The sequence below is a fragment of the Actinomyces dentalis DSM 19115 genome, assembly GCF_000429225.1.
GTDB lineage: Bacteria > Actinomycetota > Actinomycetes > Actinomycetales > Actinomycetaceae > Actinomyces > Actinomyces dentalis.
On sequence record NZ_AUBL01000015.1, the window covers coordinates 1 to 14,336 of the forward strand.

The following is a 14,336-nucleotide window of genomic DNA, read 5'->3' on the forward strand; positions in this document are numbered from 1 at the left end:
CACCAGGGAGCGGAAGAGTAGGACACCACCGGAACACACACCACCGGCCCGCGCGGGGCCGGCGCCCCAACCAGGCGCCCACCCCCACGCGGGCCCACACCCTTACAACACAACGAAGCTCATGGTGGCGCTCTCCTGCGCGGACCACTTGCGTTGCGCTGGACCACGGCGGTCCGACCCTCGTTCTCGAGTGCGAAGTGCACGTCTCGGCGTCCGGGGCGCAGCGGCGCCGGGCGCCGCGGTCCGCGAGATCGCCGGGTAACCGCCGAGCACGTCACTTGACCCGCGAGAACGTCTGCCAGAGGTACGTGCTCGCGGGTTGAGTGACGTGCTCGCGAGCCGGGGCGCGTCACAACATGCGAGACGCCATCCCACCACGCGAGACGCACTACCGAGACGAAGCGGGGACGGGGCGCCGGAACCGTCCCCGCCGCGCTGAGGAAGGCCGGCAGGGCCCGCATCGACGCTGGCCTCAAGAAGCACGCCGCCCGGCGCCACGCCGCCCGGACCAACCGCATCATCCAGGCCCTCACCAAGCAGACTGCGATGGTCGCCGGCACCGCCGCGGCCGACACCGTCCGCCCCACCCGGCCCGCCAACTCGCCGCCCCGCGCTCCCAAGCGGGCCGACTCACCCGTGATGGTGGATTCTGGGTGGCATCGCCCCGCGCTCCCAGCGGGACGACGTCGCCGCCCGGGTCGAGACCCTGGTGCACCCTGGTGCGAGCCCACCCTCTTCACAGGGAGAACGTCACAACCAGGCCCTGCTCGCCCTGGACCCCCGCCGCGCCCTGCACGCCATGATCCGCGACGCGGCCCTTACGACCCGCAGCCAGCAGCACAACGCCGCTTGACACACCGCACAGGGGCACACCCCCGCAGTCTCCGCCGCGGCCCCAGCCGCTCGGGGACGCCCCCCGCCCGGCCTCCGCGGTTCAGACCCAGGACGGCAGCAGCATGTGCCAGTGCCAGAAATCGTAGGAGACCGCCTGGCCGGTCCAGATAGGCCACCACAGCACGGCGAAGATCGTGGCGGCAACGACGCCGACGGCGAGAACCCACAGGCCCTCGGCGCGCATGCGCCACGCCGGTACCCCCGTCCACTCGGCCGGCAGACCGCGACGCATCGGCCGCCTCCCGCCGAATCCCAGCAGCCGCGCCACGAATCCGCGTGGATACGGTCGGCCCTCGCCAATCCTTCCGGAGGCCAGGGCGACATCCTCCGCCACCGCCAGACGGGAACCGGGCACGGGCTCAAGGAGCCCGGAGATCGCACCGAGCCACAGGGTGAGTGCGAGCACCACGAAAGGCGCGAAGGCCACCGTGTAGAAGTTGAAGATGGTGCGGTTGCTGTAGATGAACCACGGCAGGTACAGGCCGACGTACCCGATGAGGGCCGCCCAGACCCGCCAGTCCCTGTTGCGGAGGGCCAGCACCAGCACGCAGAAGACGAGCCCGATAATGGCCGACCACCACACGGGGATGTTCCCGATCGACGTAATGGCCTGGACGCATTTGCCGGTCCCGCAGCGGGCGCCGGCGAGCTCGCGCTCGTCGGCCCAGTAGAAGGAGGTCGGCCGCCACTGCACCAGCCACTGAATGGGCTTGGACATGTAGGGGTGAAACTCCTCGAGGTGGGTGTGGAAGTTGTACATCGACAGGTGGTACTCGAGCAGACTGTTGAGGCTGTCGGGCAGCCAACCGCGCACGAGATCGCCGTTGAGGCGCTGAGTGGCCGCCCAGTTGCGGTCGAATGAGCGGGCGTGGGTGAACCACGACCACCACCCGAGCACGTAGACCACCAGGGCGACGGGGACGAGGTGGAGGAAGTCGAGGATACCGCGGTGCAGGATCCCGTCGAGGAACCAGCTGCGCGCCCGGATGCGGTGCAGCGCCGTCAGGTCCCACACGACGGTGAGGATCCCGACGGCGGCCAGGAGGTATACGCCCGACCACTTGATCGAGCAGGTCAGGCCCAGGCACACGCCGGTCGCCAGGAGCCAGGGCCGCACAAGCGGCAGGGGCGCCCAGGAACCGACGTGCGCGCCGTCCAGTCCGCCCGCCAGGCGAGTGCGGAACCACTCGCGGTCGTGCACCAGGCAGTAAACGGACAGGAGTGCGAAGAAGCCGATGAAGATGTCGAGCAGGCCGATGCGCGACTCCGTGATCCCGGTGCCGTCGATGGCCAGGAGGAATCCCGCTAGGCCCGCCAGGAGCGGTGAGTGCGTCAGCCGCATGGTCAGTCGCGCCAGCAGGAATACGGTGAGGATGCCGGCGACCGCCGGGATGAAGCGCCAGCCGAAGGGCGTTCCCGGGCCGAAGATCTCCATTCCCAGGCCGATGAGCCACTTGCCCAGCTGCGGGTGGACGACGTAAGCGGGCTCGCGGGTCAGCGCTGAGAAGTTGCCCTCGGAGAAGAGCTCGTCGGCATTGTGGGACCAGACCGACTCGTATCCGTTGTGCCACAGGGCGTAGGCGTCCTTGACGTAGTAGATCTCGTCGAACATGAGCCGGTCGGGATGCCCCAGGCCGATCAGTCGGGTCAGGGCCGCGATGAGCGTCACGATTCCGGTGGCGATCCAGCCGTTAATGCGCACGGACCGCTCCAGGACCCAGTCCTTCGGTTTCAACCCGAGCCGACGGCGCAGCCGGTCCTGCATCCGCGACGAGATCGGGGAGAGTGAGGCCCCGGCTCCGGACGGGCGGGCGAGGAACTGCATCGTCGCAGATTCCGTCGTGACGCCGACCGCATTGCCCCACTCGGACGGCGGTGCGACGGGGTCGGGCATAAGGCCGTAGTCCACCCCCATGGGAATGGGGGCCGGTGCCGCATCGTCCGTGGGCCCGGCGGTCCCGGCGGTCTCGTCCGGCGCGCTTCCGGTTTCGACCTCCTCGATCCCGGCGTCCTCGGCGGAGGGCTCGGTTTCGGCGACCCCGTTGGAATCCGTCGTCGTGACCGAGGGCGATGCCCCGTCCGGATTGACGGGCGGCTCCGTCTCGGTCGGCGGGGCCGACACGTTGTCGGAGAGGCTGGGCAGGGCGTCACGGGAGTGGCTCACGGCGGTGAGTCTAAATCCGTGACCATACTGAGCCCATGAGTGACGCCACGTCCTGCCCGCAGTCCGACGACGGCGCCGGCCCTTCCGCCGACCCTCCTGCCCTGCGTCCCGGCGCTATTACGCTGGCCGCCACGCCGATCGGCAATATGGGAGACGTCACAGATCGCCTGCGTCATGCCCTGGCCGCCGCCGACCTCATCGCCGCCGAGGACACCCGCCGTCTGCGCGCCCTCGCCCAGCGCGCGGGCGTCCGCGTCGGCGCCCGCCTCGTGTCCTTCCACGAGCACAATGAGCGCGACCGGGCCTCCCAGCTCGTCTCGGCGGCCCGGGACGGCGCCCGCGTCCTCGTTGTCTCCGACGCCGGCATGCCCTCGGTCTCCGACCCGGGCTACCGCCTCGTCGTCGCCGCCGACGGGGCGGGCGTGCCCGTCACGGTCGTGCCCGGCCCCTCCGCGGTCCTGACGGCCCTGGCGCTGTCCGGACTGGCCACCGACCGCTTCTGCTTCGAGGGCTTCCCGCCCCGCCGCCCCGGGGAGCGCGGGCGCGTCCTGCGCTCCCTGGCGCGGGAGCCGCGCACCCTGATCTTCTTCGAGTCCCCGCGCCGCGTCCACGACACCCTGACCGATATGGTCGGGGCCTTCGGCGCCGGGCGCCGCGCCGCGCTGTGCCGGGAGCTGACCAAGACCCACGAGGACGTTCGCCGCGCCACCCTGGGCGAGCTCGCCGCGCTGACCGACGGCGGAGCGCTCGGGGAGATCGTCCTCGTCGTGGCGGGGGCCGATCGCGCCGACGCCGATCCCGCCGGCGCCGCCCGCGAGGCCCTCGCCCTGGCGGGGGAGGGGATGAGGCTCAAGACGGCGGCGGGCGTCGCCGCCCGGGCCGCCGGCCTTCGTCCCAACGAGGTCTACCGGGCGGCCCTGGAGCTGCGCGATCAGTAGCGCGGGGCCGCGCCCGCGGGTCGGATCAGTACTGCTGCCACTGCTGGTCTCCCGGGTAGCCGCCGCCCATGGCGACCTGCGCCTCGTGGGCCTTCCTGTCGTACGAGAGGCGCACGACCAGCCAGATAATGGCGCCGATGAGCAGGGGAAGACCCACGATGCTCAGGAGGACGATGCCGACGAGCCCCAGGGCCCCGCCGACGACGCCCTCGCCGTGCACGGCCTGCCCGAGGTAGACCTTCTCGGATCCCGGGGTGGTGCAGCTGATGGTGTGCTTCCCGTCCTGGCCGGAGGAGAAGGTGGCGACCATCCTGTGACCGTCGAGTCTCACCGTCGAGTCGTCCAGCTTGGCGATTGACACGTCGGAGCCGTTCGGGGCAGTGACGGTGCAGGAGGGATCGCCCTCGCTGTACAGGGCGTAGTCGCTGGTGCTTTTCAGGTCCGCCGCCACCTCGCCGTTGGGCTTGATGAGCGTCAGCGTGCGGGAGATGTCTATGACCACCACCACTGAGGCGATGAAGATGGCCAGCGCCCCGAGAACCATCACCAGCGCGATGCTCAGGAGGATGACCGGCCCCTTCTTGCCCTTGGGGGCCGGGACCGGCACGCCAGCGCCCGCGTAGGAGAGGGACTCGTCGTACGGGTTATTGCCGCCGTAGGCGGGTGTCATCGCATTCTGCTGGCCGAAGTAGGGGTCCGGCCCGCCCTGGGCGTAGGGCGCCGACGGCGCGCCGGGGCCGGCGTAGAGCGGGCCCTGGCCGTACGGCTGGGAGCCGTAGGGCGAATCGTTGGACGGGGGTACCTGGGACATTGCGTGATCCTCTTATCCGTTATCCGTTATGCACAGGGGTTCAGTACTGCTGCCGGCCTCCCGGGTAGCCGCCGCCCATGGCCGCCTGCGCCTGGCGGGCCTTCCTGTTGTACGAGAGGCGCACGACCAGCCAGATAATGGCGCCGATGAGCATGGGGACGCCCACAGCGGCCAGGATGATGGCGACGCCCATGCCCAGCACGCCGTTGACGATGCCATCGCTGTCCAGGGCCTGCCCGATGCTGACGTCCTCGGATCCCGGGGTGGTGCAGTTGATGGTGTGCTTCCCGTCCTGCTCGGGGGAGAAGGTGGCGACCATCGTGTGGCCGTCGACCTTCGTGTTGGAGGCGCTCACATCCAGGACCGCCACGTCGGAGCCGTTCGGGGCGGTGACGGTGCAGGAGGGGTCCCCATCGCTGTACAGGGCGTAGATGCTGGAGCCCTTGAGATCCGCCGTCACCTCGCCATTGGGTTTGACGGGCGTCAGCGTGCCGGAGATATTCGCCACCATCACCACTGAGCCGATGAAGACGGCCACGGCCCCGAGAACCATCACCAGCGCGATGCTCAGGAGGATGACCGGCCCCTTCTTGCCCTTGGGAGCCGGGACCGGTGAACCCGTGTAGGAGAAGGACTCGTTGTACGGGTTATCGCCCCCGTAGGCGGGTGCCGCCGCGCTCTGAGGGCCGGCGTAGGACCCCGGCCCGCCCTGGGCATAGGGATCCGGCCCGCCCTGGGCATAGGGATCCGGCCCGCCCTGGGCATAGGGCGCCGACGGCGCACTGGAGCCGGAGTAGGGCGAGCCCTGGCCGTACGGCTGGGAGCCGTAGGGCGAGTCATTGGACGGGGGTACCTGGGACATGCGTGATCCTCTGTGCATAGGGGCGGTCCGGAAGTCCGGAGGACGACCTGGCCGATGCGGGACGCGGGCGTCGTCGTACCGGTCGATCCAGGATACGGCAGGACGCCGTCGTGGCCGTGTCCGCGGGAGCGGATAGGCTTAGCGCCATGAGCCACATCCTCTCCGCGGTCGCCTGGCCCTACGCCAACGGCCCCCGCCACATCGGCCACGTCGCCGGCTTCGGCGTGCCCTCCGACGTCTTCTCCCGCTACATGCGCATGGCGGGCCACGACGTCCTCATGGTCTCGGGCACGGACGAGCACGGCACTCCGATCCTTGTCGCCGCCGATGAGGAGGGCGTGAGCGCCCGCGAGCTGGCCGACCGCAATAACCGGCTCATCGTCGAGGATCTGGTGGCCCTGGGCCTGTCCTACGACCTGTTCACCCGCACCACCGCAGGCAACCACTACCGCGTGGTGCAGGAGATGTTCCGCACGGTGCGGGACAACGGCTACATGATCGAGCGGGTCACCCGCTCCGCCATCAGCCCCTCGACCGGCCGCACCCTGCCCGACCGCTACATCGAGGGAACCTGTCCCCTGTGCGGCGCTCCCGGCGCCCGCGGCGACCAGTGCGACACCTGCGGCAACCAGCTCGACCCCACCGATCTCATCGCCCCCCGTTCGCGCATCAACGGCGAGACCCCCGAGTTCGTCGAGTCGGTCCACTACTTCCTCGACCTGCCGGCCCTCGCCGACGCCCTGGGGGCCTGGCTCGACGAGCGCGAGGCCTCGGGCACGTGGCGCCCCAATGTCATCCGCTTCTCCAAGAACATCCTCCAGGAGATCCGCCCGCGCGCCATGACGCGCGACATCGACTGGGGCATTCCCGTGCCCGGCTGGGAGGACCAGCCCACCAAGCGCCTCTACGTGTGGTTCGACGCCGTCATCGGCTACCTGTCGGCCTCCATCGAGTGGGCCCGGCGCACCGGCGACCCGCAGGCCTGGCGGGCCTGGTGGAACGACCCGCAGGCCCTGTCCTACTACTTCATGGGCAAGGACAATATCGTCTTCCACTCCCAGATCTGGCCCGCCGAGCTCCTGGGCTACAACGGCCAGGGGTCCCGCGCGGGCCTGCCCGGCGTCGGCCCCGGCGAGCTCGGCGTCCTCGACCTGCCCACCGAGGTCGTCTCCAGCGAGTTCCTCACCATGGAGGGCCGGAAGTTCTCCTCCTCCCACGGCATCGTCATCTACGTGCGCGACTTCCTGTCCCGCTACCAGGCCGACGCCCTGCGCTACTTCATCTGCGCCGCCGGCCCGGAGAGCGCCGACGCCGACTTCACGTGGGCCGAGTTCGTGCGCCGCACCAACGGCGAGCTCGTGGCCGGCTGGGGCAATCTCGTCAACCGCACCGCCGCCATGATCCACAAGCGCTTCGGCGCCGTCCCCGAGCCCGGCGAGCTCCAGGAGGTGGACCGGGCCCTGCTGGACTCCATCGGGGAGGGGTTCGACGTCGTCGGCGGCCTCCTGCGCCGCCACCGCCAGAAGGCCGCCCTGGCCGAGGCCATGCGCCTGGTCGGGGAGGCCAATAAGTACGTGGCGGACACCGAGCCCTTCAAGCTCAAGGGCGAGGGGCAGCGCCCCCGCCTGGCCGCGGTCCTGCACACCCTCGCCCAGGCCGTGGCGGACCTCAACCTCATGCTCTCGCCCTTCCTCCCCCACGCCGCCAACGACGTCGACCGCGTCATGGGCGGGGACGGGCGGATCGCGCCCATGCCCCGGATCGAGGAGGTCGCCGAGCTCGACCCGCAGGTCCTGCCCGAGGCCTTCGCCGGCCGCACCGGCTACCCCATCATCACCGGCGACTACACCACCGCCCCCGCCTGGCGGCGCCACGAGGTCGTCGTCGGCACCCCCATCGCCAAGCCCGCCCCCGTCTTCGTCAAGCTCGACGAGTCCATCGTCGAGGCCGAGCTGGCCCGCTACGCCGACGCCGTCCCCGACGACGTCACCGGCGCCTGACACCGCCGCGGCGCCGCCTTCGGGCGGTGCGGATGAGCTTCGAGGAGCGCCATGAGCCGCAAGCATCGCGACAGGTCCTGGCCGCCGGCCGACGCCGTCGCCCCCCTGGCCGGACCCGTGACCGACAACCACACCCACCTGCCGGTGGACGGCCCATCCGGCCCCGCCCCCGATGACGCCGCCGCCCCCGCTCCGAACGGCGATGCCCCCGGCGCCGCTCCGGCCGGCGCCGCCCCCGACGCCGCCGAGCTGGTGCGGCGCGCCGCCGCCGTCGGCGTCACCCGCATGATCACCTCGGCCTGCGAGACCGCCGCCTGGGAGGGCTCCCTCGATCTGGCCCGCGACCTCGCGGGCGTGCGGGTCGCCGCGGCGATCCACCCCAATGAGGCGGTGGCGCACGCCGGGGTGCGCGAGGTGGGCCCCGACGGCCTGGAGCCGCTGTCGGAGCCCCATCACGCCGAGCCGCTGGACGGGGCCATGTCCCGCCTGGAGGGCCTGGTGCGCGCCCACCGGGGCCTCGTGGTCGCCGTCGGGGAGACCGGCCTGGACTACTTCCGCGCTGGCGAGCGCGGCCGGGCCGTCCAGAGGGAGGCCTTCCGGGCGCACATCGCGCTGGCCAAGGAGCTGGGGCTGCCGCTGCAGATCCACGACCGGGACGCCCACGAGGACTGCGTGGCCGTCCTGGAGGCCGACGGCGCCCCGGAGCGGACCGTCTTCCACTGCTTCTCCGGCGGGGCCGGGCTGGCGGCCGCGTGCGCCGAGCACGGCTGGTACGCCTCGGTGGCGGGACCGGTGACCTACCCCGCGAACGAGGAGCTGCGCCGGGCGGTGGCGTCCCTGCCCGCCGAGCTGCTGCTGGTGGAGACCGACGCCCCCTACCTCCCGCCCAGGCCCTGGCGGGGGCGCCCCAACGCCTCCTACCTCATGGGGGTCACCGTGCGCTTCCTGGCGCGGCTGCGCGGCGTCGACGAGGAGCGGATGTGTTCGCTCTTAGCTGTGAGCAATAACACAGTCTATGGGATGTGGTAGGGTCTTCCGTCGTGCCGGAGCGGTATTCGGCGGCTTTTCCGTGCTTGTGTGACTGCACGTATTGCACAGACGCCGATGGTCCGCTAGCGTCAGTGAACACTACTACCGTGAGGACAGGATCAGTGGGTCGACACTCTCAAAGCAGTTCCCTGCGCACGACGGCGGTCGGGCTCGGGGCGCTCGTTCAGAAGGGCTTGACTTCCTCCGCCAGCCCTGCACGTGGGCGCCGGCGGGCGGAGAAGGCGCCGCGCAGCGTCATCTCGCCGACGATGTACCGCGCGGGCGGTGTCGCGGCCGCCCTGGCGCTGGCCGTATCCGGCGGCGCCTACGCGGCGGTCCAGGCCACGGGCCCGGATGCCCGGCCGATGACCGAGAGCCAGGCGCGTCTTCAGGACCTCGCCGACAACTCCGCTCCGGACGTCGACGACTCCGCCCCGGCGGCCGACGAATCGCCGGAGCTGCCGGTCGAGGGCGATCAGTCCTCGATGACCACGGTCACCGAGGACGTGACCGATGCGCACACCTCCACCCAGGAGGAGACCGACTCGCTGCCGCAGGGGCAGACCCAGGTCAAGACCGCCGGCGTCGACGGGGTCTCCCGCGTCACCTATCAGGTGACCATGCGCGACGGCCAGGAGGTCTCCCGCGAGGCCGTCTCCAGCGTGGTGGTCACCCAGCGGGTCGATGAGGTTGTGCTCGTGGGCACCGGTGACGCGACGGCGTCGGCCGCGCCCGCCGCCGCCGCGTCGTCGGCCCCCGCGGCGGAGACCGCCGCCGCCGGAACCGACGCCGCCTCCGCCCAGGCCGTCGCCAGGTCCATGATGGGCTCCTACGGCTGGGGGGACGACCAGTTCTCCTGCCTGGTCAGCCTGTGGAACCGCGAGTCCAGCTGGAACTATCAGGCCGAGAACGCCTCCTCCGGCGCCTACGGCATCCCCCAGTCCCTGCCCGGGTCGAAGATGGGCTCGGTCGGTGCGGACTGGCGCACCAACCCCACCACCCAGATCGTCTGGGGCCTCGGCTACATCTCCGGCCGCTACGGCTCGCCCTGCTCCGCCTGGGCGCACTCGGAGGCGACCGGCTGGTACTGATCGGCGGGTGCGGCCGGCTGATCGGCCGGTCCGGGTCGCAAGGCGAGCGCCGCGGCCCGTCCGCCACCGCCATGATCCGCCCGTTGCGGCGGCCCCGCTCCGACGGGGCGGCCCACCGCCGGAGTACGCGGCGGTCCTTGCCGCGCCGGTCCGTCCGGGCCGGCCGACGGCGGGGGCCGCGTCTTCTCATGCCCGATACGGTTCGAGCCGGTGAGGCCGCACGTCCTTGAAATCAGACCAGCGATCATGCTCCTCGCCACCGACGCCCCTCGATGCGGGCGGGACTGCCCGTGGCATGCGCTCTGCCCGCTACGCTGTTGTTATGTCTGAGACCTCCGCCGTCCACGGCGGGCGGCGCGACGCCCCCGCCCGCGGCCTGCTCGGCCCGACGGACGTGCGCGGACTCGTCCGGGCCCTGGGCATCCGCCCCGCCAAGGCCCGGGGGCAGAACTTCGTCCACGACGCCGGCACGGTGCGCCGCATCGTCCGCCGCGCCGGGGTGCGGCCGGGCGAGGAGGTCCTCGAGATCGGCCCGGGCCTGGGCTCGCTCACCCTGGCGCTCCTGGAGGCCGGGGCCCGCGTCACCGCCGTGGAGATCGACCCGCGGCTCGCGCGCGCCCTGCCCGTCACCGCCGCCGCCCGCCTGCCGGACGCCGCCGCCCGCCTGCGCGTCGTGACCGCCGACGCCCTGACCATCGACGGGCCGCACGCCCTGGGCGCCGGCCCCTGCCCGACCCGCCTCGTGGCGAACCTGCCCTACAACGTGGCCGTCCCGGTCCTGCTCACTCTGCTCGCCGCCCTGCCCGCCCTGCGCTCGGCCACCGTCATGGTGCAGGCCGAGGTCGCCGACCGCCTCGCCGCGGCCCCCGGGACCAGGGCCTACGGCGTCCCCAGCGTCAAGGCCGCCTGGTACGCCTCGGCCAGGCGCACGATCACCATCGGGCGGACCGTCTTCTGGCCCGCGCCCAACGTCGACTCGGCCCTCGTCGAACTCGTCCGGCGCGACCCGCCCGCCACCGCGGCCGCCCGCCAGGAGGTCTTCGCCGTCGTCGACGCCGCCTTCGCCCAGCGGCGCAAGACCCTGCGCCGGGCCCTGGCCCCCCTGACGGCGGGCCCCGGGGCCGCCGAGGCCGCGATCCGCGCCGCCGGCATCGACCCGGGCCTGCGCGGCGAGGCGCTCGACGTCGCCGCCTTCGCCCGCCTCGCCGAGCGCCTGTTCCCCCGCCCCGCCGAGAGCACGCCCGAGGAGACCCCGTGAGCCACCTGCGCGCCGTCCCCAGCGGCCCGACGCCGCCCTCGCGCTCCGGGTCGGCCACCTCGGTGCGGGTCGAGGCGCCCGGCAAGGTCAACCTCTTCCTGTCCTGCGGGGCCCGGGGGGCGGACGGCTACCACCCGCTGACCACCGTTTTCCAGGCGGTCCGCCTCATCGAGACCGTCACCGCCCGCCGCCAGGCCGTCGCCGCCCGCGGGCGGGTCACCCTCACCATCGAGGGCGGCCCGCCGGGCCTGCCCGTCGACGAGCGCAACCTGGCGGTCCGGGCCGCCCTCCTGCTGGCGCGGACCACCGGCGTGCGCGAGGGCGTCGACCTCCTCCTGCGCAAGCGCGTTCCCGTCGCCGGCGGCATGGCCGGCGGGTCGGCCGACGCCGCGGCCGCCCTCGTCGCCTGCAACCAGTTGTGGGGGACCGGCCTGAACCTCGCAGAGCTGACCGGCCTGGCCGCCCGGCTCGGGGCGGACGTGCCCTTCCCGCTGCTGGGCGCCACCGCCGTCGGGCACGGCCGGGGGGACGACCTCAGCCCACTCATGACGCGGGGCACCTACCAGTGGGTCTTCGCGCTGGCCCACGAGGGCCTGTCCACCCCCGTGGTCTTCGCCCGCTTCGACGAGCTGGCGGCCGCCGCCGGGCGCGCGCCCGTCACCCGCGAGGTCCCCGACGCGCTCACGACCGCCCTGCGCACGGGCGACCCCGGCGCACTGGCGCCCGCCCTGCACAACGACCTGCAGGCCGCCGCCGTCGACCTGCGCCCCGCCCTCGCCGAGGTCATCGCCCTGGCGGAGCGGGCCGGGGCGCTGCGCGCCATCGTCTCCGGCTCGGGGCCCACCGTGGCCGCGCTCGTGCCGGAGGCCGCCACCGCCATGCGCGTGTGCCGGACCCTGACGGCCTCCGGCCTGGTCTCCGGGACCGTGCGCGCCGACGCCCCCGTCGCCGGGGCCAGGGCGGTGGGCTGATGGCGCACCGCATCGGGCTGGAGTCCATCCGCATCGCGGTGGGCCCGCGCCTCCTGCTCGACGACGTGACCCTGGGCATCGAGGACGGGCTGCGCGTGGGCGTCCTGGGGCCCAACGGGGCGGGCAAGTCCACGCTGCTGGCGGCCCTGGCCGGCGCGCGCGAGGTCGACGGCGGCCGCGTCACCCGCGCCGGCGGCACCCGGGTGGCGATGCTGCGCCAGGCCGACGACCTGCCCGGCGCCACCACCGTGCGCCGCGCCGTCCACGGCGGGGCCCCCGAGCACGAGTGGGCCTCCGACCCCGCGGTGCGCGACATCCACGCCGGGCTCCTGGCCGATATCGACCCGGGGGCCGATGTCGCCGCGCTGTCGGGCGGCCAGCGCCGCCGGGTGGCCCTGGCCGCCGTCCTGACCTCCCCGGCCGACGTCCTCCTGCTCGACGAGCCCACCAACCACCTCGACGTCGAGGGCGTGGACTGGCTCGCCCGGCATCTGAACGCCCGCTTCGCCTCCCGGCGCTCCGCCGGGGCGCTGGTCGTCGTCACCCACGACCGCTGGTTCCTCGACGCCATCTGCACCAATGTGTGGGAGGTCGTCCCCGGCGTCGACCCGGGCGGCGGGCGGGCGCAGACGCCCGGACGCATCGAGACCTACGACGGCGGTTACGCCGCCTACGTGCTGGCCCGCGCCGAACGGGCCCGCCAGGCCGCCGTCGCCGCCGCCAAGCGCGAGAACCTCCTGCGCAAGGAGCTGGCCTGGCTGCGCCGCGGGGCGCCCGCGCGCACCTCCAAGCCCCGCTTCCGCATCGAGGCCGCCGAGGCCCTCATCGCCGACGTCCCGCCCCCGCGCGACGCCGTCCGACTCACGGCCATGGCGACGGCGCGCCTGGGCAAGAAGGTCCTCGACCTGGAGGGCGTCACGGTGCGCTACCCCGAGGCCGGCGGCGCGGGGGAGCGGGATGTGCTGCGCCGGGTGACCTGGCGGCTGGCCCCCGGCGAGCGCGTCGGCGTCGTCGGCGTCAACGGGGCCGGCAAGACCACCCTGCTGCGCCTGCTCGAGGGCGTCCAGGAACCCGACGAGGGGCGCGTCGTGCGGGGTGCGACCGTCCGGGTCGCCGCCCTGTCCCAGTCCACCCACGAGCTCGACGCCCTGGCGGACAAGCGCGTCGTCGAGGCCGTCGCCATGGTCGGAGAACACGTGCGCGTCGGCGGCAAGGACCTGACCGCCGCCCAGCTCGTCGAGCGCCTGGGCTTCACCCGCCGGCGCGCCTGGACCCGGGTGGGCGAGATCAGCGGCGGGGAGAGGCGCCGCCTCCAGCTGCTGCGCCTGCTCATGACCGAGCCCAATGTGCTGCTCCTGGACGAGCCCACCAACGACCTGGACACCGACACCCTGGCCGCCGTCGAGGACATCCTCGACTCCTTCCCCGGCACCCTCGTCGTCGTCTCCCACGACCGCTACCTGCTCGAGCGGGTCACGGACCACCAGGTGGCCCTGCCCGGCGACGGGTCGCTGCGCGACCTGCCCGGCGGCGTCGAGCAGTACCTGGCCATGCGGCGCGAGGCCGCCGCGGCCCCCGCCGCCCCGGACGGGGCGCGCTCCGGGAAGGGCGAGGGGGACGCCCCCGCGGCCCGCCGTCGACGGGCCGCCAAGGAGCTCGCCCGGATCGAGCGGCGCATGGACCGGGCGGCCGCGGCCGTCGAGGCCCTGCACGCCCGTCTGGAGGCGGTCTCGGCGGACCCCTCGCGCGCGGGCGAGCTGGCCCGGCTCGGGCGCGACCTCGTGGCCGCCCGGGCCGAGCACGAGGAGCTCGAGACCGCCTGGCTGGAGGCCGCCCAGGCCCTGGAGGAGGCCTGACGGCGCCGGTCCGCCCCCCCCGTGACGGCGTCCACTACGCTCTTTTCATCCTTCACCGAGCCTTTCTCGCCGGGAGCGGCGGGCTCGTGGGTCGGGATCGTCATGATGGTGCGGATGGGCGGGCGCGGTGTGGTGCGGGTGGGGCTCCTGGGGCGGTCCGGGGCGGGGGCGTGTCCAGATCTGTTGCAAAGGCGCTCCGGGCCGGGATCGACGGCGAGCAGAAGCGCGGAATATCAACGATTCTCCTCCGGCGTCCCAGCGGGATTCGGGCCTTTGCAACAGATTTGGACAAACAGCGCCGCCAGTGGCCCCTCGGGGTGAGTCGCCGCGGAGGTTATTCAGTGGGCGCATGGCGGTGTTCTCCTTGGACCACTTGCGTGCGGTTGGACCACGGTGGTCCGACCGTCGTTCTCGAGGGCGAAGTGCGCGTCCCGGCGTCCGGGGCGAGGCGGCGCCGGTCCC

At 73.1% G+C, this 14,336-nt stretch carries 10 protein-coding genes; 7 read left to right on the plus strand and 3 right to left on the minus strand.

Features of this window, described 5'->3' with window-relative positions:
• Positions 1–934: 934 nt before the first annotated feature.
• Entirely contained in the window at positions 935–3,058 is a 2,124-nt protein-coding gene (locus tag G446_RS0104905) for a phospholipid carrier-dependent glycosyltransferase (RefSeq protein ID WP_425393870.1), read from the minus strand.
• A gap of 35 nt (positions 3,059–3,093) precedes the next feature.
• Between G446_RS0104905 and rsmI the strand changes: the two genes are divergently transcribed.
• Complete coding sequence (gene rsmI, locus G446_RS0104910) at positions 3,094–3,996, plus strand: 16S rRNA (cytidine(1402)-2'-O)-methyltransferase (RefSeq protein WP_026409305.1); 903 nt, start codon at positions 3,094–3,096, stop codon at positions 3,994–3,996.
• Positions 3,997–4,021: 25 nt separating this feature from the next.
• Here rsmI and G446_RS0104915 read toward each other — a convergent pair whose 3' ends face one another.
• A complete protein-coding gene (locus tag G446_RS0104915) occupies positions 4,022–4,807 on the minus strand; it encodes a hypothetical protein (RefSeq protein ID WP_026409306.1) in 786 nt (261 codons plus the stop codon).
• A gap of 40 nt (positions 4,808–4,847) precedes the next feature.
• Positions 4,848–5,669: a hypothetical protein gene (locus G446_RS0104920; RefSeq protein ID WP_026409307.1), complete on the minus strand. Its 822-nt coding sequence runs from the start codon at positions 5,667–5,669 to the stop codon at positions 4,848–4,850.
• Between the two features lie 146 nt (positions 5,670–5,815).
• Here G446_RS0104920 and metG point away from each other — a divergent pair, with 146 nt between their 5' ends.
• From metG to G446_RS0104950, 6 genes are all read left to right on the plus strand, one after another.
• On the plus strand, positions 5,816–7,669 hold the full coding sequence (gene metG / locus G446_RS0104925; protein WP_026409308.1) for a methionine--tRNA ligase: 1,854 nt from the start codon (positions 5,816–5,818) through the stop codon (positions 7,667–7,669).
• Positions 7,670–7,720: 51 nt separating this feature from the next.
• Positions 7,721–8,698: a TatD family hydrolase gene (locus tag G446_RS0104930; protein ID WP_026409309.1), complete on the plus strand. Its 978-nt coding sequence runs from the start codon at positions 7,721–7,723 to the stop codon at positions 8,696–8,698.
• 194 nt (positions 8,699–8,892) lie between these two features.
• A complete protein-coding gene (locus G446_RS0104935) occupies positions 8,893–9,789 on the plus strand; it encodes an aggregation-promoting factor C-terminal-like domain-containing protein (RefSeq protein WP_342664145.1) in 897 nt (298 codons plus the stop codon).
• 322 nt (positions 9,790–10,111) lie between these two features.
• On the plus strand, positions 10,112–11,047 hold the full coding sequence (gene rsmA / locus G446_RS16050) for a 16S rRNA (adenine(1518)-N(6)/adenine(1519)-N(6))-dimethyltransferase RsmA (RefSeq protein WP_034469211.1): 936 nt from the start codon (positions 10,112–10,114) through the stop codon (positions 11,045–11,047).
• Positions 11,044–12,018, plus strand: coding sequence for a 4-(cytidine 5'-diphospho)-2-C-methyl-D-erythritol kinase (locus tag G446_RS0104945; protein ID WP_026409311.1), 975 nt, complete (start codon positions 11,044–11,046; stop codon positions 12,016–12,018). The genes rsmA and G446_RS0104945 overlap by 4 nt, the downstream gene beginning before the upstream one ends.
• A complete protein-coding gene (locus G446_RS0104950) occupies positions 12,018–13,874 on the plus strand; it encodes an ABC-F family ATP-binding cassette domain-containing protein (RefSeq protein WP_026409312.1) in 1,857 nt (618 codons plus the stop codon). The genes G446_RS0104945 and G446_RS0104950 overlap by 1 nt, the downstream gene beginning before the upstream one ends.
• Positions 13,875–14,336: the final 462 nt, after the last annotated feature.